16 protein-coding genes and 1 tRNA gene are annotated in these 22,028 nt (G+C 60.8%); 16 read left to right on the top strand and 1 reads right to left on the bottom strand.

What is annotated here, in order from left to right; all coding sequences use genetic code 11:
- Positions 1-142: 142 nt before the first annotated feature.
- The gene (locus AACY49_RS25415; protein ID WP_339527144.1) at positions 143-1,810 is read left to right on the top strand and encodes a VRR-NUC domain-containing protein; all 1,668 of its coding nucleotides are present in this window, start codon (positions 143-145) and stop codon (positions 1,808-1,810) included.
- Positions 1,807-4,083 carry an ATP-dependent DNA helicase gene (locus AACY49_RS25410; RefSeq protein ID WP_339527142.1) on the top strand — a complete coding sequence of 759 codons (2,277 nt, stop codon included), beginning with the start codon at positions 1,807-1,809 and terminating at the stop codon, positions 4,081-4,083. The genes AACY49_RS25415 and AACY49_RS25410 overlap by 4 nt, the downstream gene beginning before the upstream one ends.
- 75 nt (positions 4,084-4,158) lie before the next feature.
- Here AACY49_RS25410 and AACY49_RS25405 read toward each other — a convergent pair whose 3' ends face one another.
- Complete coding sequence (locus AACY49_RS25405; RefSeq protein WP_339527139.1) at positions 4,159-5,307, bottom strand: MalY/PatB family protein; 1,149 nt, start codon at positions 5,305-5,307, stop codon at positions 4,159-4,161.
- 314 nt (positions 5,308-5,621) lie between these two features.
- On the opposite strand from AACY49_RS25405, the gene fdnG reads away from it, so the two are divergent.
- From fdnG to AACY49_RS25335, 14 genes are all read left to right on the top strand, one after another.
- Entirely contained in the window at positions 5,622-8,687 is a 3,066-nt protein-coding gene (fdnG, locus tag AACY49_RS25400; protein ID WP_339527137.1) for a formate dehydrogenase-N subunit alpha, read from the top strand.
- Positions 8,688-9,632, top strand: coding sequence for a formate dehydrogenase subunit beta (gene fdxH, locus AACY49_RS25395; protein WP_320390636.1), 945 nt, complete (start codon positions 8,688-8,690; stop codon positions 9,630-9,632). It begins immediately after the preceding gene.
- Positions 9,629-10,282 (top strand): formate dehydrogenase subunit gamma, encoded by a 654-nt coding sequence (locus AACY49_RS25390; RefSeq protein ID WP_258700611.1) that lies wholly within the window; start codon positions 9,629-9,631, stop codon positions 10,280-10,282. Before fdxH ends, AACY49_RS25390 begins: the two co-directional genes overlap by 4 nt.
- A 4-nt stretch (positions 10,283-10,286) precedes the next feature.
- Positions 10,287-11,213, top strand: a complete 927-nt coding sequence (gene fdhE / locus AACY49_RS25385) for a formate dehydrogenase accessory protein FdhE (RefSeq protein ID WP_339527136.1) — start codon at positions 10,287-10,289, stop codon at positions 11,211-11,213.
- A gap of 93 nt (positions 11,214-11,306) precedes the next feature.
- On the top strand, positions 11,307-12,737 hold the full coding sequence (gene selA, locus AACY49_RS25380; protein ID WP_339527134.1) for an L-seryl-tRNA(Sec) selenium transferase: 1,431 nt from the start codon (positions 11,307-11,309) through the stop codon (positions 12,735-12,737).
- Positions 12,734-14,653, top strand: a complete 1,920-nt coding sequence (gene selB, locus AACY49_RS25375; RefSeq protein WP_339527132.1) for a selenocysteine-specific translation elongation factor — start codon at positions 12,734-12,736, stop codon at positions 14,651-14,653. Before selA ends, selB begins: the two co-directional genes overlap by 4 nt.
- A gap of 6 nt (positions 14,654-14,659) precedes the next feature.
- Positions 14,660-14,755, top strand: a tRNA-Sec gene (locus tag AACY49_RS25370).
- Positions 14,756-15,076: 321 nt separating this feature from the next.
- Positions 15,077-16,042: a tripartite tricarboxylate transporter substrate binding protein gene (locus tag AACY49_RS25365; protein ID WP_339527130.1), complete on the top strand. Its 966-nt coding sequence runs from the start codon at positions 15,077-15,079 to the stop codon at positions 16,040-16,042.
- Position 16,043: 1 nt separating this feature from the next.
- Positions 16,044-16,535 carry a tripartite tricarboxylate transporter TctB family protein gene (locus tag AACY49_RS25360; RefSeq protein ID WP_339527127.1) on the top strand — a complete coding sequence of 164 codons (492 nt, stop codon included), beginning with the start codon at positions 16,044-16,046 and terminating at the stop codon, positions 16,533-16,535.
- A gap of 24 nt (positions 16,536-16,559) precedes the next feature.
- Positions 16,560-18,068 carry a tripartite tricarboxylate transporter permease gene (locus AACY49_RS25355; RefSeq protein ID WP_258700605.1) on the top strand — a complete coding sequence of 503 codons (1,509 nt, stop codon included), beginning with the start codon at positions 16,560-16,562 and terminating at the stop codon, positions 18,066-18,068.
- 317 nt (positions 18,069-18,385) lie between these two features.
- Complete coding sequence (locus tag AACY49_RS25350) at positions 18,386-18,688, top strand: hypothetical protein (RefSeq protein WP_258700604.1); 303 nt, start codon at positions 18,386-18,388, stop codon at positions 18,686-18,688.
- Between the two features lie 372 nt (positions 18,689-19,060).
- Positions 19,061-20,563 (top strand): sensor domain-containing diguanylate cyclase, encoded by a 1,503-nt coding sequence (locus tag AACY49_RS25345; protein ID WP_339527124.1) that lies wholly within the window; start codon positions 19,061-19,063, stop codon positions 20,561-20,563.
- Between the two features lie 197 nt (positions 20,564-20,760).
- Positions 20,761-21,405 (top strand): ATPase, encoded by a 645-nt coding sequence (locus AACY49_RS25340; protein ID WP_339527122.1) that lies wholly within the window; start codon positions 20,761-20,763, stop codon positions 21,403-21,405.
- 85 nt (positions 21,406-21,490) lie between these two features.
- Positions 21,491-21,832: a hypothetical protein gene (locus AACY49_RS25335; protein ID WP_258700601.1), complete on the top strand. Its 342-nt coding sequence runs from the start codon at positions 21,491-21,493 to the stop codon at positions 21,830-21,832.
- Positions 21,833-22,028: the final 196 nt, after the last annotated feature.

Genomic DNA, 22,028 nt, shown 5'->3' with positions numbered 1-22,028 from the left:
TCTAACGCGGTTGGTGCGATGGAATGGCAGAAAGTTCGATGGTCACCCGAAAATTGCCGAATAGCGTCGCCACTGATCCTTTTCCGTTTGCACCGGGTGGGACATAGCTGGTATCTGTACGCATAACCAGTGTTCGCTAGCCATGGCCCTTTTGCCCGTGATTGTAAATCCTCTCGACGACCCGTTCTATTACTTGAACAACTTCATGCAAGTGCTTGATTGGCTTGAGCATCGTTATGCCGATGTACTCAGCATCGAAGAACAGGACTTCATCCGCGACTTCAATCGGCTGCCCCGCGAGCCCCGGGCCTTGCTGGTCAGAATGGTGATGCGCAAGGGCGTGCATTTCAGGGCCGGCAAACTGAGTTACGTCGAGATCGGCGACATCGCCAGCGCCGCGGCGCCGCTGCTGGCATTGGGCTGGATCGATGATCAGTTGCCATTGCCCATCGAGGAGGTGTTCGAAGTGCTGCTCAAGGCCGAGATTCTCCAGTGTTTTGGCGCAGCCATCGATCAACCGAAAGGCAAGAAGAGCGATTGGCTGCCGGCCCTGAGCGAGCAGTTTCACCAAGCGCAACGTTTTGCCCAGTGGTGCCCGGCACTGGATGACCGATTATTCAGCCTGACCATCATGGGCCTGTGCGACCGCCTGCGCCTGATGTTCTTCGGCAACCTTTACCAGGACTGGTCGGAGTTCGTTCTGGCCGACCTTGGCATCTACACCTACGAGAAAGTCGAGTTTTGCGCCGAATCCCGAGGCTTGCGCAGTCGCGAGGACGTCGACGCGTGCCTGTTCCTGCACAGCTGCCAGCAGCGTTTCGAGGCCGGTGAAGACGTGGCGGCGATCGTCGAGCAGATCAACGGGCTGGAACTCGCCAATCCCTGGCTGCAAAGACGTCGGGGCAAGCTGCTGTTCCAGATCGCTCAGCACTGCGAACGCCTCGCGGATTTTTCCACCGCCCTGGGCCTCTACCGCGATTGCGCCTACCCCGGCGCGCGTCTGCGGCTGATTCGCGTGCTGGAGCGCTGTGGTGAATTTCAACTGGCCATGGATTTGGCCGCACACGCCGAGCAAGCCCCGGAAAGCGCCACCGAGCATCAGCATTTATCGCGTGTGCTGCCCAGACTGCGGCGCAAACTGGGTGGGCCGCCGATCAAGCGGCCAGCTCCTCGGGCCATGCAGCGTCTGGACCTTGAACTGCCCCGGCACGATCCGGCGTTGTCGGTGGAGTATTACGTTCAAGCGCACCTGGCGGACGAGTCGGCGCCGGTGCATTACGTCGAGAACAGCCTGATCAACTCGCTGTTCGGGCTGCTGTGCTGGCCGGCGATCTTCGCCCCGTTGCCGGGGGCGTTTTTCCACCCGTTCCAGCGTGGGCCCGTGGACCTGCACAACGAAGATTTCCATGCGCGGCGCGCGGATCTGTTCCAGGCCTGCCTCGATGAACTTGATGACGGGCGTTACACCCAGACCATCCGCGAGCGATACAACGCCAAGTGGGGCGTGCAGTCACCGTTCGTATTCTGGGGCGTGCTGAGCGAGGAACTGCTGGAGCAGGCGCTCGACTGTCTACCCGCCGAACACCTCAAGCACTGGTTCAATCGACTGCTGCTCGACATCAAGGCCAACCGCGCCGGCATGCCGGACCTGATCCAGTTCTGGCCGCAACACAAAACCTACCGAATGATCGAAGTCAAAGGCCCCGGCGATCGCCTGCAAGACAATCAATTGCGCTGGCTGGAGTTTTGTCACGAGCACCAGATGCCTATTGCCGTTTGCTACGTGCAATGGGCGGAGCAGGGCGCTTGAGCTACAGCATCGCGGTGCGGGCGTTGTGTGAATTCACCGCCAAGGTCGGCGACCTCGACCTGCGTTTCACCCCGTCGCCGACCGCGCTGGAAGGCATCGTCGGGCATCGCACCGTCGCGTCACGACGCAGCGAGGGTTACCAGAATGAGGTCGCGCTTGAGGGCCAGTATCGAACCTTGACCGTGAAAGGCCGGGCGGACGGTTACGATCCGGCGCAAAACTGCCTCGAAGAAATCAAAACCTACCGTGGCGATCTGAGTAAACAACCGGCCAACCACCGACAGCTGCACTGGGCGCAGGCGAAAGTCTATGGCTGGTTGATGTGCCAGAAACTGGATCTGGCGCAGATCGACTTGGCGCTGGTGTACTTCGACATCGTCAGCGAGAAGGAAACCCGTCTGGTCGAGGCCTTCAACGCCGCCGACTTGCAGCGGCTCTTCGAGCGCCACTGCGGGTTATTCCTGCACTGGGCCGAGCAGGAAATGGCCCATCGCGAGGGGCGTAATCTGGCGGCGCAACAGCTGGCATTTCCCCATGCCGATTTTCGACCCGGCCAACGGCATCTGGCCGAATCGGTGTTCAAGGCTGTCAGCACCGGTCGCTGCCTGATGGCCCAGGCGCCGACCGGGATCGGCAAGACCATCGGCACGCTGTTCCCGATGCTCAAGGCCCTGGCGCCGCAGCAATTGGACAAGGTGTTTTTCCTCACGGCGAAAACTCCGGGGCGCAAATTGGCGCTGGATGCGGCTCAGGTCATCCTCGACAGCGCCGACGCTCCGCCCTTGCGAGTCCTCGAGATGATTGCCCGGGACAAGGCGTGCGAGCACCCGGACAAGGCCTGCCATGGCGAATCCTGCCCGTTGGCCCAGGGTTTTTATGATCGTCTGCCGGCCGCGCGTCAGGCCGCTCGCCAATTGAGCCTGCTGAACCAGAGTGCCTTGCGCGAAGTTGCCCTGCAGCACGAGGTTTGTCCTTATTACCTGAGCCAGGAAATGGCCCGATGGGCGGACGTGGTGGTCGCCGACTACAACTACTATTTCGACTTCAGCGCGTTGCTGTTCGGGCTGGCCCAGGCCAATAACTGGAACGTCGCGGTGCTGGTGGACGAAGCCCACAATCTGGTGGAGCGTGGCCGGCAGATGTACAGCGCCAGCCTCGACCAGGCAACGTTGAACAGCGTGCGAAAAAACGCGCCTGAGCCACTGAAGAGATCCTTGCAACGGGTCAATCGTGAATGGAATGCCCTGCATGATCAGCAACTCAGCCCGTATCAGGCCTACGACAAAGCCCCGGAAAAACTGCTTCAGGCGCTGTCCTTGTGCTGCGCGAGCATCGGCGATTACCTGAACGATCATCCCCAAGGCCTGGACAGCGGATTGCAGAATTTTTACTTCGACATGCTGCAATTCGGCCGCGTGGCTGAACTGTTCGATGAGCATTTCCTGTTCGACATCAGCAAGCGCGACCTCGAGCGCAAACGCAACCTGTCGCAGCTGTGCCTGCGCAACGTGGTACCCGCCGGTTTCATTCGCCCGCGCCTGACTGCTGCGCGCAGCGCCGTGCTGTTTTCCGCCACCTTGAGCCCTCGGCATTACTACACCGATTTGCTGGGAACACCGGCGACTACAGTCTGGATTGATGTGGAGTCGCCGTTCAGCGCAGAACAACTGCAAGTGCACATCGTCAGCCAGATTTCGACCCGTTATGTCCACCGTCAGGCATCCCTTGAACCCATCGTCGAGCTGATCGCCAAACAGTTCACCCAGCGCCCCGGCAACTACCTGGCATTTTTCAGCAGCTTCGATTATTTGCAGCAAGTGGCCCAGTTGCTGGCCGAACGGCATCCGCACATCACGCTGTGGTCGCAGTCCCGGGGAATGGGGGAAGGGCCGCGTCAGGCGTTTCTCGATCAATTCACCGTCCATAGTCAGGGCGTAGGGTTTGCGGTGCTGGGTGGAGCATTCGGCGAAGGCATCGATTTACCCGGCGCGCGGTTGATTGGTGCATTCATTGCCACCCTGGGGCTTGCGCAACTCAATCCGGTCAACGAACAGATGAAACAGCGCATGGCGGCGATTTTCGGGGCCGGTTATGACTACACCTACCTGTTTCCGGGTGTGCAGAAAGTGGTGCAAGCGGCGGGGCGAGTGATCCGCACCCGGCAGGATCAAGGGGTAGTGATGCTGATCGATGACCGGTTTGGTGAGAGCAAGGTCAAGCAATTGCTGCCGCGCTGGTGGACGGTCAAGACTGCCGTTGATGCAACGCGGTGACTTGCCAGAAAGCGTGGGCGACGACGCAGGAGCTGCTACGCCAGCTCCTGCATTTGATCGTTGTTGCCGCAGGAGTCAGCGGTTACGCAAACTACGCTCCATCCGCGCGATCCCTTCCTCCAGCAGCGCCCGTGGGCAGCCGAAGTTCAGGCGCACGAATTGCCGGGCGTTATCGCCGAAATCCAGCCCCGCGCTCAGCCCGACCTTCGCTTGTTCAAGGAAGAACTGCTGCGGGTTGTCCAGCCCCAGCGCCGTGCAGTCGAGCCACGCCAGATAAGTGCCCTGGGGTATGTTCATGGTCACGCCCGGCAACCGCGTGCGAACCGCCTCCACCAGATAATCGCGATTGCTTTGCAGGTAGGCCATGAGCCCGTTCAGCCACGGGCCGCCTTCGCTGTAGGCGACGCGGGTGGCTTCCATGCCCAACGGGTTGACGCTGTCGACCATGCCGCAGCGGGCGCTGTTGACCCGATGGCGCAGCGCCGCGTCCTGAATGATCATGAACGAAGTCTTCAGGCCGGCGATGTTGTAAGCCTTGCTCGCCGACATCAGGGTGATGGTGCGTTTGGCGATCTGCGGGCTGAGCGAGGCGATCGGAATGTGCACACGCCCGTCGAAGCACAGTTCGGCGTGAATCTCGTCGGAGATGATCCAGGCGTCCTGTTCCAGGCAGATGTCGGCGACTGCTTGCAGTTCTTCGCGGGGGAAGACCTTGCCCAGCGGGTTATGCGGGTTGCTCAGCAGCAACGCGCCGCCACCTTGCAGCGACTGCCGCAAGGTATCGAGTGGCGTCGCATACGTGCCATCGGCCAACGCGTCGAAATCCAGTTCGACTTTGTTCAGCTGCCAGTGGCCCGGTGCATGGCGCAGCGGCGGGTAGTTTGGCGTCTGCACGACCACGTTCTGCTGCGGCTGAACCAGCGCATGCAGGGCCATGTTGAAACCCGACTCGACACCCGGCAGGAAGATCAGCTCCTGGGGCTGTACGCGCCAGGCGTACTTGTTCCACAAGTCGGCGACGATGGCGTCACGCAAGTTGTCCTGGGCCACGCTGTAACCGAGCATCGGGTGTTCCAGGCGTTGTTGCAGGGCCTGGATGATCGCTGGCGGCGCGGCAAAATCCATGTCGGCGACCCACATCGGCAGCACGTCGGCCGGGTAACGGCTCCATTTGGTACTGCCGGTGCCATGGCGGTCGAACACCTGATCAAAATCGAAAGTCATGCTCAGTCTCATAAAAGGCGGGGGTGAATCCGGTGGCCATGATAAGCGCCAACCTCTGTGGGAGCGAGCCTGCTCGCGATGAGGCCATCACAGCCAGCGTTGATGTTGCCTGGCCAACCGCTATCGCGAGCAGGCTCGCTCCCACATTAATTGTGTGTCCGGCTGGCTTGCGGTATTACCCGACGGTCGGTTTTTCCACAGCACAAAACAGCATTGTCTACAGTTTAAAGTGGCGGTAGTTCCGTTGCCGTCACCGTGATCGTCCAGAAAAATCCGGCCAACGCACCGGGTTTCCACCTGATCAGGAGTGCACGATGGACCTCAACCGTCGTCAGTTCTTCAAGGTCGCAGGTATCGGCCTTGCGGGCTCAAGCCTCGGCGCGCTGGGCATGGCCCCGACGCCAGCTTTCGCCGAACAAGTGCGTCATTTCAAGCTCGCCCATACCCATGAAACCCGCAACACCTGCCCGTACTGCTCGGTCGGTTGCGGCTTGATCATGTACAGCCAGGGCGACAACGCGAAGAATGTCGCCCAGAGCATCATCCACATCGAAGGCGATGCCGACCACCCGGTCAATCGCGGCACCCTCTGCCCCAAAGGCGCAGGCTTGCTCGATTTCATTCACAGCCCCAGCCGTCTCCAATACCCGCAGGTGCGCAAGCCCGGCACCAAGGAGTGGACGCGAATCTCCTGGGATGAAGCGCTGGATCGCATCGCCGACCTGATGAAGGCCGACCGCGACGCCAACTTCATCGAAAAGAACGCCCAGGGGCAAACGGTGAACCGCTGGCTGACCACCGGTTTTCTCGCGGCGTCGGCCTCGTCCAACGAAGCGGGTTACATCACCCACAAGGTGATTCGCAGTCTCGGCATGCTGGGGTTCGATAACCAGGCACGTGTCTGACATGGCCCGACGGTGGCAAGTCTTGCCCCGACGTATGGCCGTGGTGCCATGACCAACCACTGGACCGATATCGCCAACGCGAATCTGGTTCTGGTGATGGGTGGCAACGCAGCAGAAGCGCACCCTTGCGGTTTCAAATGGGTCACGGAAGCCAAAGCCCACAACAAGGCGCGGCTGATTGTGGTCGACCCGCGTTTCACCCGTACGGCCTCGGTAGCGGACTATTACGCGCCGATCCGTACCGGCACCGACATCGCCTTCATGGGCGGGCTGATCAACTACTTGCTGACCGAAGACAAGATCCAGCACGAATACGTGCGGGCCTATACGGACGTGTCGTTCATCGTCAAGGCCAACTACGGTTTCGAGGACGGGTTGTTCAGCGGTTACGACGCGAGCAAGCGCAGCTACACCGACAAGTCCGGCTGGGGCTACGAAATCGGCGAGGACGGTTTTGCCAAAGTCGACCCGACCTTGCAGGACCCACGCTGCGTCTACCAATTAATGAAGCAGCATTACAGCCGTTACACCCTGGAGCTGGCCAGTCAGGTCTGCGGCATGCCCACGGACGCGATGCAGAAAATCTGGGAAGAGATCGCCACCTGCTCGCAACCGGGCAAAACCATGACGATTCTCTACGCCCTGGGTTGGACCCAGCATTCGACCGGCTCGCAGATGATCCGCAGCGCGGCCATGGTGCAACTGCTGCTGGGCAACGTCGGCATGCCGGGCGGGGGCGTCAACGCCTTGCGTGGGCACTCCAACATTCAGGGCCTGACCGACCTGGGCTTGCTGTCCAACCTGCTGCCGGGTTACCTGACCCTGCCGGCCGAGGCCGAACAGGACTACAACGCTTACATCGCCAAGCGCGCACTCAAACCGCTGCGTCCCGGGCAGATGTCTTACTGGCAGAACTACGGCAAGTTCCATGTCAGCCTGATGAAAGCCTGGTATGGCGCCAATGCCACCGCAGACAACCATTGGGGTTACGACTGGCTGCCGAAACTGGACATTCCCGGCTACGACATCCTGAAAATGTTCGACATGATGGGCAAGGGCCAGGTCAATGGCTACATGTGCCAGGGCTTCAATCCGATCGCCGCCTTGCCGGACAAGAACCGGGTGATGAAGGCGCTGGCCAAACTCAAGTGGCTGGTGGTGATGGACCCACTGGCCACCGAAACTTCGGAGTTCTGGCGCAACGTCGGGCCTTATAACGATGTGGAAACCGCCAACATCCAGACCGAAGTCATTCGTCTGCCCACCACCTGTTTCGCCGAAGAAAACGGCTCACTGGTCAACAGCGGCCGCTGGCTGCAATGGCACTGGAAGGGCGCCGATGGCCCGGGGCAGGCGCGCACAGACATAAAGATCATGGCCGAGCTGTTCCTGCGTCTGCGCCAGCGTTATCAGGCCAACGGCGGTGCCTGGGCCGAGCCGATCCTCAAGCTCGACTGGCCTTACAAAATGGCGGATGACCCGACGCCGGAAGAGCTGGCTCGGGAATTCAACGGCTACGCCATCGCCGATGTCACTGACGCCTCGGGCGCGGTGGTCAAGGCCGGTCAGCAGCTGTCCGGCTTCGGCCAACTCAAGGACGATGGCAGCACGGCGTCCGGTTGCTGGATTTTCTGCGGCAGCTGGACCGAGCAGGGCAACAACATGGCCCGGCGTGACAACAGCGACCCGTTCGGCATGAAGCAGAACCTGGGCTGGGCCTGGGCCTGGCCGATGAACCGACGGATTCTCTACAACCGCGCCTCCAGCGACCCTCAAGGCAAACCGTGGGACGCGAACAAACGGCTGGTGTGGTGGAACGGCAAGGTCTGGACCGGTACCGACGTGCCCGACTACAAGGCCGATGTGCCGCCGGAAGCCGGGATGAACCCGTTCATCATGAACCCCGAAGGCGTGGCGCGTTTCTTCGCCCTCGACAAGATGAACGAAGGGCCGTTCCCGGAACACTATGAACCGTTCGAGACGCCCATCGGCATCAACCCGATGCACCCCAACAACAAGCAGGCGACCAGCAACCCGGCCGGGCGGATCTTCGATTCGGTCTGGGACACTTTGGGGCAGGCCAAGGACTTCCCCTATGCGGCGACCAGCTACCGGCTGACCGAACATTTCCACTTCTGGACCAAGCATTGTCCGATCAATGCCGTGACCCAACCTGAGCAGTTTGTCGAAATCGGCGAGGTGCTGGCCAAGGAGAAGGGCATCGCTGCCGGTGACCGGGTGCGGGTCAGTTCCAAGCGCGGGCATATCGAAGCGGTGGCGGTGGTGACCAAGCGGATTCGTCCGCTGCAGGTCAACAATCAGGTGGTGCACCAGATCGGTATCCCGTTGCACTGGGGCTTCACCGGCGCCACCCGCCACGGTTACCTGACCAACACCCTGGTGCCGTTCCTCGGCGATGGCAACACACAGACCCCGGAATCCAAGTCATTCCTGGTCAACGTGGAGAAAATCTAAATGGCCAGCCAAGACATCATCGCCCGCTCGGCCACCACCACCGTGCCGCCCTCGGTGCGCACGCAAGAGGAAGTGGCCAAGCTGATCGACACCACCAAGTGCATCGGCTGCAAGGCCTGCCAGGTCGCCTGCTCGGAATGGAACGAGCTGCGTGACGATGTCGGTCACAACCTTGGCACCTACGACAACCCTCATGACCTGAGCGCAGACACCTGGACCTTGATGCGCTTCACTGAGCATGAAACCGACGCCGGCAACCTGGAATGGTTGATCCGCAAGGACGGCTGCATGCACTGCGCCGAACCCGGCTGCCTGGCGGCATGCCCGAGCCCCGGCGCGATCATCAAGCACGCCAACGGCATCGTCGATTTCGATCAGGACCACTGCATCGGTTGCGGCTATTGCATCACCGGTTGCCCGTTCAACATTCCGCGCATCTCGCAAAAGGACCACAAGGCTTATAAATGCACGCTGTGCTCGGACCGGGTGGCGGTGGGGCTGGAACCGGCCTGCGTGAAAACCTGCCCGACCGGCGCCATCGTTTTCGGCACCAAGGAAGACATGAAGGAACACGCCGCCGAACGCATCGTCGACCTCAAGAGCCGCGGCTTCGACAACGCCGGCTTGTATGATCCCGAAGGGGTTGGCGGCACCCACGTCATGTATGTGCTGCACCATGCCGACACGCCCAGGCTGTATGCCGGGCTGCCGGATCACCCGGCGATCAGTCCACTGGTGGACCTGTGGAAAGGCCTGAGCAAACCCCTGGCGTTACTGGCCATGGGCGCGGCGGTGCTGGCCGGGTTCTTCCACTATGTGCGCGTCGGGCCGCAACTGGTCGAGGAAGACGAAAATCCAGTCATCGTCGACCCAGCGGTGCATGAATTCGATCCATCGGTGCACACCTTTGATCCGACGAAACCCGGCGGGGAGGACAGGCCGTGAACGACAAACCGATCCTGCGCTACACCTCCAACCAGCGCACCAATCACTGGCTGGTGGCGATTGTGTTTTTCATGGCCGCGCTGTCGGGGCTGGCCTTGTTTCATCCAGGGTTGTTCTGGCTCAGCAACCTGTTTGGCGGCGGTTCGTGGACGCGCATCTTGCATCCGTACATGGGCGTGGCGATGTTTGTGCTGTTCCTCGGCCTGGTGTTCAGTTTCTGGCGGGCGAATTACTTCATCGCCAACGACCGGTTGTGGCTCAGGCGCGTCGGGACTGTCATGCGTAACGAGGAGGAGGGCGTGCCGCCGATCGGCAAATACAATCCGGGACAGAAGCTACTGTTTTGGGTGTTGCTGATCTGCATGCTGGTGCTGCTGTTCAGCGGGCTGGTGATCTGGCGTGCCTGGTTCAGTGCGTACTTCGGCATCACCGGTATTCGCTGGGCGATGCTGCTGCATGCGCTGGCGGGGTTCATCCTGGTGCTGAGCATTATCGTCCACATCTATGCGGGTATCTGGATTCGCGGCTCGGTCCACGCCATGGTGCGTGGCAGAGTCAGCCGCGCCTGGGCGAAAAAACACCATGAGCTCTGGTACCGGGAAGTGACCCAAGACGAAACGCCTGAGCGACCGATCACCAAAAAAGGATGACCCCTTGGCCACGATCCTCGAGCCTGGGCAGATAGAAGCGGCGGCGAGTTCACCGCCGTTTCTGTACCTGCCACCGAACAACCTGTTCACGTTGCGAGCGCTGCGTCTGGAGCGCTTGGCCGACGGGCATCCGATGGCGGCCTATTTGCGTTTGATCGCGGGGCTGTGTCACGTCCAGCAGCACCTGATGGACGATCCGCCCGTGGCCGCCATGCCCGATCCCGAACGTCTTCGGGTGTGCGTGGAACATGGCTTGCCACCGTTCGCCGCCGACAGTCTGGTGCGCGAAAATGTTTGGCTACCCTTTCTCGAAGCTTTGTTGCAACGCTATCAGCCACCGCCACAATCAGCGGTAGAAAACGCCGTGGCGACGTTGCGCAGCGCCAACCCAGGCCTGCTCAAAGCGTGGGCGATTGCCTTGGTCAGCGGCCAGTATTCAATGCTGCCGGCAGCGCTGGTGCCGTTCCTCGGTGCAGCGCTGCAAGCCGCCTGGAGTCATTGGCTGCTGAGCTCACCCGACCTCGAACTCAAGCGCGGCGACAGCCTCAGCCAGTGCCCGGCCTGCGGTTCGCCGGCGATGGCCGGAGTGATTCGTCATCGCGGCAAATACAACGGTTTGCGTTATCTGGTGTGCTCGTTGTGCGCCTGCGAATGGCATGCGGTGCGGGTCAAATGCGTGTATTGCGAACAGAGCAAGGGGCTTCAATACGTCAGCTTCGAGGATGACCGTCATGCTGCCAATCAGGCACCGTTGCGAGCGGAAGTCTGCCCCGGCTGCAACAGCTACCTGAAACTGATCTACTTGGAAAACGACGCCGAAGCCGAAGCACTCTCGGCGGACCTGTCCAGCCTGATGCTGGACATGCGCCTGGAGCAGGAAGGCTACCAGCGCCTATCGCCGAATCTGATGCTGGCACCGGGAGGTGACTGAGCTCATCCCTTTGAGCTTATCCCCCTAAGCCTATCCCTATGAGCCCAGCGGCTACACTCAGACGCGACGGTCATTCGCTTCCGGGAGCCTCTGATGTCTGCACCCTCCGCCAGCCAAGCCTTGCGGCTGCCCTCCATCGACAGCTTGCTGCGCCATCCCGCCTGCCAACCGCTGGCCGAACGTTATGGGCATGACGCGCTGCTGGCCGGCCTGCGGCAACTGCTCGATGACTTGCGCGAACCGGTGCTCAAGGGTGAACTCAATGCTGTTGAAATCGCCCCCGACGTATTGGCGGGCAGGGCGGGTGAGCGTCTGGCGATCCAGCATCGCAGCCAGGTCCGCCGAGTGTTCAACCTCACCGGCACGGTGCTGCACACCAATCTTGGCCGCGCGTTGTTGCCGGAAGAAGCCATTGAAGCCATGCAACTGGCCGCCCGCTATCCACTCAATCTGGAATTCGACCTGCACAGCGGTAAGCGCGGTGACCGGGACGACCTGATTGAAGGGCTGATTCGCGAGCTGACCGGCGCCGAAGCGGTGACTGTGGTCAACAATAACGCTGCCGCCGTGTTGCTCGCCCTCAACAGCCTGGGCGCGCGCAAGGAAGGCATCATTTCCCGTGGTGAACTGATCGAAATAGGCGGCGCCTTCCGCATTCCCGACATCATGGCCCGCGCCGGGGTGCGGCTGCACGAAGTGGGCACTACCAACCGCACCCATGCCCGGGATTACGAGGCCGCCATCGGCCCGCGCACTGGTCTGCTGATGCGGGTACACGCGAGCAATTACAGCATCGAAGGCTTCACCGCGAGAGTGCCGACGGCAGAGTTGGCCGAGCTGGCTCACCGTCACGGGCTGCCGCTGCTCGAAGACCTGGGCAGCGGCAGCCTGCTGGATTTGACTCGCTGGGGTTTGCCTGCCGAACCGACGGTGCGCCAGGCGCTGCTCGATGGTGCGGACATCGTCACTTTCAGCGGTGACAAACTGCTCGGCGGGCCTCAGGCCGGGTTGATTGTCGGCCGCAAAGACCTGATCGCGAAGATCAAGAAGAATCCGCTCAAGCGTGCACTGCGGGTCGACAAACTGACCCTGGCCGCCCTCGAAGCCGTATTGGCGCTGTACCGCGATCCCGATCGGTTGGCCGAACGCCTGCCGAGCCTGCGCCTGCTGACCCGACCTCAAGCCGACATTCTCACCCAGGCCGAACGCCTGCAACCGTCACTGGCGCAGGTGTTAGGCGATGGCTGGAGCGTCAGCGCGGTGCCGGCGCTGGGCATGATCGGCAGCGGCAGCCAACCGGTGGCGCGACTGCCCAGTGCTGCGTTATGCCTGCGGCCCAACGTTTCCAAACGTCTGCGCGGGCGACGATTGCTGGGGCTGGAGGCGGCGTTTCGTCAGCTGCCGATTGCCGTGCTCGGTCGCATCGATGACGACGGATTGTGGCTGGACCTGCGTCAACTCGACGACGAAGCCGCGTGGCTGGCGCAACTCGATCAGTTGCAGGAGGAGGGCCGGGACGGGTGATTGTCGGCACGGCGGGGCACATCGATCACGGCAAGACCTCTTTGCTCCAGGCATTGACCGGCCAGGCCGGCGACCGTCGTCGGGAAGAACGTGAACGCGGCATGACCATTGACCTCGGCTATATCTACGCGGCGCTGGAGCCGGGCGCCGCCCTGACCGGTTTTATCGACGTGCCCGGCCATGAGCGCTTCACCCACAACATGCTGGCCGGGGCTCAGGGGATTGATCTGGTGTTGCTGGTGGTGGCGGCTGATGACGGCGTCATGCCCCAGACCCGCGAACACTTGGCGATTGTCGAGTTGCTGGGCATTCCTCGGGCACTGATTGCGATTACCAAATGCGACCGGGTCGATCCTGCTCGTGTGCAAGCCGTCCGTGAACAGATCGAAGCATTGCTCGCCCCCGGCCCTTATGCCGACGCGCCGCAAATCGCGCTGTCGAGCGTGACCGGCGAGGGTATCGAGACACTGCGTCAGGCCTTGCCGGATGCGCAACATGAGGTGCTTCAACGCAGCGTCAGTGGCGGCTTTCGTCTGGCGATTGATCGGGCTTTCAGCGTGGCCGGCGCCGGTATCGTGGTGACTGGCACCGCGTTGTCCGGCCTGGTGGCCGTGGGCGATACGCTGATGTTGAGCCCGCTGGGCAAACCCGTACGGGTGCGAGGCCTGCATGCGCAGAATCAGGCGGCCGACAGCGCCACGGCCGGGCAGCGCGTTGCGCTGAACCTGAGTGCCGACCGTTTAGCCCTGGAGCAGGTTCACCGTGGTCACTGGCTGTTGGCTGAATGGCTGCATGCGCCGACCCAGCGTCTGGATATCGAGATGACCTTGTTGGCCAGCGAGGCGCGAAGCTTCGAGCACTTTCAGCCGGTGCACGTGCACCTCGGTACTCAGGATGTGACCGGGCGCGTGGCGTTGCTGGAGGGCGCCAGCCTGGCACCGGGGGAGCAGATGTTCGCGCAACTGCTGGTGAACGCGCCGATGCTGGCGGTGAAGGGCGACCGTTTGATCCTGCGTGACCAAAGTGCGCAACGCACCCTTGGCGGTGGCCGGGTACTGGACCCGTTCGCCCCGGCCCGACACCGCCGCAGCCCCGAGCGATTGGCACAGCTACAAGCGCTGGCCACCACGACCAGCCTGGAAGCCGCACTGCCGGCGCTGCTGGCCAACAGCGACACCGGCCTCGATCCGCAGCGTCTGGAGTGCCAGTTCAATCGTCCACGCGAAACCTGGGTGTTGCCCGATGACGTGCGTTTGATCGAGACGCGGCAGGGGCCGTTACTGTTCAGTGCTGTGCGCTGGGAAGCCCTGAAAGCACCGCTGCTGGAGCACCTCGCACGCTTTCATCAACTCGAGCCGGATCAAATGGGACCGGACAGGGATCGCCTGCGTCGTTTCGCCGGCACCGCGCTGGACCGGCCGACCTTTGTCAGCCTGCTCGACGAATTGCTGGCCAGCGGTGCGATTGCCGCCAGCGGCCCATGGCTGCATTTACCCGATCATCAAGTGCGTTTGAGCGAGGACGACGAAATCCTGTGGCTACAGTTGCAGCCGCTGTTCGAACAAGCGGGTTTCGATCCGCCATGGGTGCGTGATCTGGCTAAAGCGACGGGCCATGAAGAGGCCGCCGTGCGCCTGCTGCTGCGCAAGATGGCTCGGTTGGGGCTGCTGCATCAAGTGGTCCGTGACCTGTTTTACACCGACACGCTGGTGCGCCGATTGGCGGCTATGCTGGTGCAACTGGCCAGCGATGAGCCGGTGATTCAGGTCGCCGCGTTTCGCGATGCCGTGGGCCTGGGGCGCAAGCGCAGCATTCAGATTCTTGAGTACTTCGACCGGCTCGGCCTGACCCGACGCTTTGGCGACCGGCGCCACATTCGGCTCGACAATGCACTGGCTCAACAAGCAACAGACTGAGATCAAGGAAGGCAATCGCGCCCGGTGGCGCGGCCGGGCTTCAAACCCGGTTGGGGACGGCATCCGTTCCCGGGCAGGTTCGACTCCGGCTGCCTTCCGCCATTTGGTAGAACACAGGGACAGGCGCAATCCCTGTGGGAGCGAGCCTGCTCGCGATAGCGGTGTATCAGCTGATAGAAATGTTGAATGTGAGTCCGCCATCGCGAGCAGGCTCGCTCCCACAAGTTTGCGCACCTTAACTTACCGGCATTGGGGTTGCCCCCTCGCCACAGGCCTGCAGTTGTCATGCATTAGGGGCAGACAGACCATTGAAAGCACACCAACAAACACAACTATGACCTACGCTTATTCCAGACGCATGTTCAACGAGCAGGGGCTCTTCCCTGATCGAAAACAACAAGAACAGCTATCCGGAGACGACTCATGTTTGCATTGGCCCGTCGATTCAGCAGCAACCTCGCCGTTTTAGCTACCGCCGCCGCGCTTGCATCACCGGTTTTTGCGCTGGACACCGTCAAGTTCATGGCCCCGGGCTCGGTCGGTGGTGGTTATGACCAGACCGCACGCGTCCTGGGCAAAGCCATGGTCGAGGCGAAAACGGCAAAGTCCGCGACCTTCGAGAACAAGGGCGGCGCCGGTGGCACCTTGGGGTTGGCGCAATTTGCCAACGGCACCAAGGGCGACGCCAATGCCCTGATTGTGGTCGGCGCGATCATGGTCGCGGCCATCGAGCAGAACAAACCGCAAATCACCTTGAAGGACGTGACACCGATCGCCCGGCTGTTTACCGAATACAACGTGATCGCCGTACGCGACGACTCCCCGTACAAAACCCTGGATGATTTGATCAAGGACTTCAAAGCCAACCCGTCCAGCATCAAATGGGGCGGTGGCTCCAAGGGGTCGATCGACCACATTGGCATCGCCGAACTGGCGAGCAAAATGGACGTCCCTGTCAACAAGGTGAATTACGTCGCCTTCGCCGGTGGCGGCGAAGTCGTCGCCGCGGTGCTGGGTGGCCACATCACGGTGATCACCGGCGGCTACGCCGAGCTTGCCAAATACGTCCAGTCCAAACAATTCCGTTTACTCGCCATCGGCGCGCCCAACCGCGTTGAAGGCATTGATGCGCCGACCCTCAAAGAGGCTGGCTACGACGTGACGATCGGCAACTGGCGTGGCGTTTACGGCGCAGCGGGCCTGACGCCTGAACAGCGCAAAGAACTGACCGAAGCCGTCCTGACCGCGACCAAAAGTACTGTTTGGCAAGAAAACGTAAAAACCAATGCATGGTCACCGAGCATTCTGACCGGCGATGACTTCGGCAAGTTCGTCGAGGAAGAACATGGGCGCCTGCGGGCGATGCTGGTTAAAGTCGGGCTGCTTTGAGATGGCCGGGCGCTGGAAAGTCATGCCGGCCCAACTGGCAATTGGCGTCGCTGTAGTCGCCATCAGCGCGGTATTGGCGTTCGGCGCCTCGCGATTTCCTCCCGAGATGGGCTTCGTCATTATGGCAGCCTACGTCTATCCCTACGCCGTCGCGGCGTTTCTGGGCGTCGTCGGCCTGTTGCTGTGCTATCAGGCGCTCACCGGTGGTTTTCGCAACCTTTCCGACGACCACGAGACTACCCAGGCTCAACCCGGCGGCAAGGCCGGGGCGAGCTGGGTCACAGCGGGGCTGGTGGGCGTCGCTTTGCTCATTTCCTACATCGGCTTCGTATTGGCCGCTGCACTGCTGTTTGCCTGTTCGGCACGCGGTTTTGGTAGTCGCAGCCCGGTGCGGGACCTGGCCATCGGTATCGCCCTGACGCTGCCGATTTACTGGCTTTTCACCGCCGGGCTAGGGGTTTCCCTTCCGCCCTTGATCAACGCCTGGATCTGATCCGGGCCGAAGGAGGTCGACAAGGTGGACATTCTCTCGAGTCTGGCAACCGGCTTCGGCGCCGCGTTGGCGCCGATCAATCTGATGTGGGGTTTTATCGGCTGTCTGCTGGGCACCGCGATCGGTGTTTTGCCGGGAATCGGACCGGCGCTGACTGTCGCGTTGCTGTTGCCGATTACCGCCAAGGTCGATCCTACCGGGGCGCTGATCATGTTCGCCGGCATCTATTACGGCGCTCAGTTTGGTGGCTCGACCACCTCGATTCTGCTCAACACCCCCGGAGAGTCGTCTTCCATGGTTACGGCCCTGGAAGGCAACCTCATGGCCCGCAACGGGCGCGCAGGCCCGGCCCTGGCGACGGCCGCTATCGGTTCATTTGTCGCCGGCACCATCGCGACGATCTTGCTGACGCTGTTCGCTCCACTCGTTGCCACGCTGGCGCTGAAGTTCGGGCCGGCGGAGTATTTCGCGATTCTGGTACTGGCATTCACTACGGTGTCGGCGGTGCTCGGCGCATCGATGCTGCGCGGCTTTGTCTCGTTGGGGATCGGGCTGACCATCGGCATGATCGGCCTGGACTCGACCTCGGGCATTGCCCGCTACACCATGGAGGTGCCCGAGCTGGTCGATGGCATCGAAGTGGTACTCGTCGCGGTGGGGTTGTTTGCCGTCGGTGAAGCCTTGTACAGCGTGCTCTACCAAAAGGAAGAAACGGGCAGCCGACATCGCCTGACCTCGTTGTGGATGACCCGCGCCGACTGGAAACGCTCGATTCCCGCGTGGCTACGGGGCACCTTGATCGGTTTTCCCTTCGGGTCGATTCCGGCCGGTGGCGCGGAGATTCCGACGTTTCTGTCGTACTCGACCGAACGCAAACTCAGCAAGTACCCGAAAGAGTTCGCGGCCAGCAAAGGCGAGGGCGCCATCGAGGGGGTTGCCGGCCCCGAGGCGGCCAACAACGCGAGCGCCACCGGTTCGCTGGTGCCGCTGCTGACCCTGGGCATACCGACCTCCGCCACGGCGGCGATTTTGCTGGCCGCGTTCCAGAACTACAACCTGCAACCGGGGCCGTTGCTGTTCCAGACCTCGGGCGACCTGGTCTGGACGCTGGTGGCTTCGCTGTACATCGGCAACGCTATCCTGCTGGTGCTGAACCTGCCATTGGTGGGCCTGTGGGTCAAACTCCTGCAGATTCCACGACCGTACCTGAACGCCGGGATTCTGGTGTTCGCCACCATCGGCGTGTACGGCATGCGCCACTCAACGTTCGACTTGTTTCTGATGCTGGGCATCGGCTGGGCCGGGGTGTTGATGCGGCGTTTCGATTTCCCCGTCGCCCCGGTGATCGTGGGGATGCTGCTGGGCCCAATGGCCGAAAAACAACTGCGCAACGCCTTGTCCATCAGTCAGGGCGACTGGATGATATTTGTGACACAACCGATTGCGGCGTCGGTTCTGGTGCTGACGCTGTTGGTGTTGCTGGTGCCGTACCTGCTGCATAAACGCGGGATCAAATTGCATGAGGATGATTGAGTGTTGATCGTTCCCACGCGAGCGTAGGAACGATCAACTTTGTGGCGCACAACTTTCCAAGACGTTTCCTACAACGTACCCTGTTGCCGCGTTTCGGTATCGACCCCTATAGTTCGGGCTCGCGGAAAACACCGCGAACGACCTTGGCCGGTCGGATACAGGAACGTTCAGCTAGCCAGCACCTTTGTGTTATGGCGGCTGTGCGTGGGACACCTTCGGGTGTGCCGGTTCCTGTCCGGTCGGCCAACCCGCGTACGGCCGCCACCTTCTTCGTTTGGCCGCGAATGGTGGTAGCTCTAATTACAGGAGTTACATCAATGTACGACCAAGTCATGCCACGTTACCTCCCCATCGACACCTATGACGCCGAAACCCCGGTGCTCTTCATCAACACCCACAAAGAACTCAGCGACTTGGCCGCCTGCGCCATGCACCGCTTTACTGTTGTTCGCGATCTGACCGACACCTTGTCCAGCCTCAATCTCACAGGCATTTCCGACTGCGACCTGACCCGCGTCACCCGGGCGGTGCACCTGCTGACGCGTGAAGGTTGCGCAATACTGGATGTGATCCAGGCTCGGGCGTTGCAGCGGGAGGAGGGGTTCAAGACTGCTGTTTAGCGGTGTAACGACGGACGCCTTCGCGGGCAAGCCCGCTCCTACACTGAACCGTATCCACCCCGAGAACGCGGTCATATGTGGGAGCGAGCCTGCTCGCGATGGGGCCTCAAGATCGCAGCCTTCGGCAGCTCCTACGCCGACCGGGTACACCCGAGGAGTCAAAGTCGTACGCATATCCGCCGTGCGCCACATCTGCCGTTGGCGGTATCGGCTTTCATTGAGCTGGTGATGGAGAAGCTGAGGGTGGAGGCATTCCCGGCGCAAGGCAACATTGAGTAGGTCTGACCTTTCCATGCATCAGCAGTGCTGTGCGAAAGCCCTCTATAATGCGCAAGCCTTTGACACAAGTGTATTCAACCGCCCGGTACTCCCTTGAAACGTGATCTTCGACTTGCCACTTTCCTGATCTTCCTGGTGTGTGTATCGGTGGTGCTGCTGACGGCCTGGCAAATATGGACAGCCCGACAGAACACCTTGAGTGATATCAGAACCGACACATTGAATCTGACCCATGCACTCAACACTTACACCGAGGGCACCTTCAAGCAAAGTGAAGTGCTACTGCTGGGCCTGACTGAAAGGATCGAGAAAGACGGCAGTGGCCCGCAGCAGCTCGAACGGCTGAGCCTGTTGATTGAGCAAGAGATGGATGCACTCCCGCAATTGAATAGCGTGGTGCTGTATGACGCCCAAGGGGACTGGGTATTTTCGACCAACAGGCCGTTTTCACCCAATAGCAACAACGCCGATCGTGCGTTCTTCCAGCATCACCGCGACACTGCGGACCGCGGCATCTTTGTCGGCCCGGCGATTCTCAGCCGTGCCACGTGCGCCTGGGTGATTTCGGTCAGCCGACGGATCGATCACCCGGATGGCAGTTTTGCCGGGGTGATCGCCGCGACCATCAGTCTCGAGCATTTCCTCAAACTTTATCGAAGCATTCACGTGGGGCAATTCGGTGCGATCAGCCTGACCTCATCCGAAGGGCGCCTGCTGGTGAGGTATCCATTTCAGGTGGAAGACATCGGTCGTGACCTGTCTCGCGCGCCAATATTTTCCGGATACTTGCGCAACACCTCATCAGGCACCGTGGACTTTGCTTCGAACGTCGATGGTATCCATCGCCTCTATGCGTTCAAGAGAAGCGATCAATATCCCTTCGTGACGACAGTAGCAGTGGGGCAGGACGAGGCGATGCAAGCGTGGTTGAGTCAGACAAAACAGTCTGTCGCTGTAGTGCTGTTGCTGCTGGGACTCTTGGTCGCGTTGGGGCGCAGGTTGATTTCCCACATCAGTCGGCGTATCCGGGCAGAGAATAAATTACTCGCCACCCAGACCACGCTGATCGAGCTTAACCAGACACTGGAGATTCTCGCCAGTGAGGACACGCTCACCGGTCTCGCCAACCGCCGCCATTTCGATCAGTTTCTGGCTATCGAACTCAAACGCTCCAAGCGACTCGCAAGCCCTCTGTCACTGATCTTGATCGATGTGGATTTTTTCAAACGCTACAACGATCACTACGGGCATCTCGCGGGGGACGAATGTCTGCGCGTGATTTGTCAGGCGATCAAGCACTGTGTCCGTCGTCCAGGTGACATGACTGCTCGCTACGGCGGAGAAGAAATAGCCATTGTGATGCCCAATACGGACGGGCCTGGAGCTCGCACGGTGGCTGAGGCGATCCTGTCGGGTATCGCGGCCGAGGGATTGGCGCACCTGGCGAGTCCGTTCGGGATCGTGACCGTGAGCCTGGGGGTGGCGACTTATGTCGCCGACGGCAACGACCCTGATGACAAGTCACTGATCGGTCGTGCAGACCGCGCGCTTTACTCGGCAAAGTCGCAGGGTAGAAATCAGCTGAGCATCGCGTGATCGAGGAGGCACCTGGAGGAAAGAGCGAACGCAAGAACTGAAGCCGTGTTTTGTCGTTGTGATTGAGTGTGAGCAATCTGCACGCGGCGCAACTATCGGTTCAAGTAATAGTGACAATCAAGAAACGCAAGTTCTGCTTGGTCAGGTAAAGGCGGAAAATCGCCTCCATCGAAGACGCTGCTCAAGGAATTTGCGCGATGAAGACATTGACCCGACTGGCAATTGTCGCCCTGTTGATGGGCGGGGTTGCTACTGCTGCAACTGCCTGCGCAGACGACGCCCAATCGTGCCATTTTCTGCCCATCGCCGGCGCCAGCACCGGGTTGCAGCATTCGCAAACCGTGGGTGTGCTGTACAGCGAAAACACCCAGGACAACCTGCAATACCTTGAGCGTTACCACGATGTGGCGGTGAACGGCGCGCGCGATGCGCTGGATGCGCGGATTCGTGACGCGTTCATCAACAGCTCCGACCCGGAGCTGGCAATTGACTGGCTGATGAACTCGTTGCAGCAGCAGTTCCTGTCCGTGACGGTCTACGACAACCTCGATGCGCTGGTGCGGGCCCATCCGGACGTGGTGGTGATGCTCGATACGCATAACCGCCTGCTGACCCAACGCAACAGTCAGGTCGAGGCCCGTTTCGCCGCGCGGTTCTACGACGCCAACCTGCAATACATCGGCAAGGCCGAAGGCGCCGTCGAGAAACAAATGCCTTCGGTCTGGGTACACAGCAGAGCTGCAGCCGAGATTGCCGCTCAGATTGACCAGCAACGCGACCTGCAACTAAGCGCCTTGAAGCAGTTCGATCACTCACTCAAGGCCCTGGTGACCGCTGGCTAGACACCAAAACCATAACCGCAACGACAGCGACCGTGACGCCGAACCGTTGCTCAACGAAACAGACTTTTATTTCAGGACTTCACCGATGCGCCCTTTATTTGTTCCTGCCATGGCTTTCGCCACCTTGCTGCTCTCTGGTTGCGCCTCCGCGCCGAACAACCCGACGCTGACCTTGCAGACGAAAAAAACGCCTGCCGAGTACGCTGATTGCGTGGTGCCGAAGTTGCAAGGCAGCGCACTGAGCCCGACCGTCTCGCAAACCCAACGCGGCTACCGGATCGTGGTGCCGAGCAAAGTCGCCGCGGACAACGTTCTGGAAGCCTACAAAGCCCCGAACGGCGGCAAGGTGTTTTTGTATGAGCGCCACTTGCTGGCGTCGAACTTCATGCCTTCGAGTTTCGAACGTGCCGCGCAGGAATGCCTGTAACCGCATTTAAAAATGCTCCTTTGGTTGGCCGCAACCAACCAATTTTTTGCCCCGTGCCTCATTCGGTCGCGGGGCTTTTTTTTGGTTCTTCACGGAATCCCGGGAAACACAGAAACAAGAACGCCGATTTGATTGATGATGTTCGTGCGAGCAAACACATCTAACAAACCGGCGTTCTTATGCGCGATATTAATAC

Origin of the sequence: Pseudomonas sp. EL_65y_Pfl2_R96, assembly GCF_963970905.1 — a bacterium.
Lineage (GTDB): Bacteria > Pseudomonadota > Gammaproteobacteria > Pseudomonadales > Pseudomonadaceae > Aquipseudomonas.
This window is presented reverse-complemented; position numbering and strand designations above follow the sequence as displayed.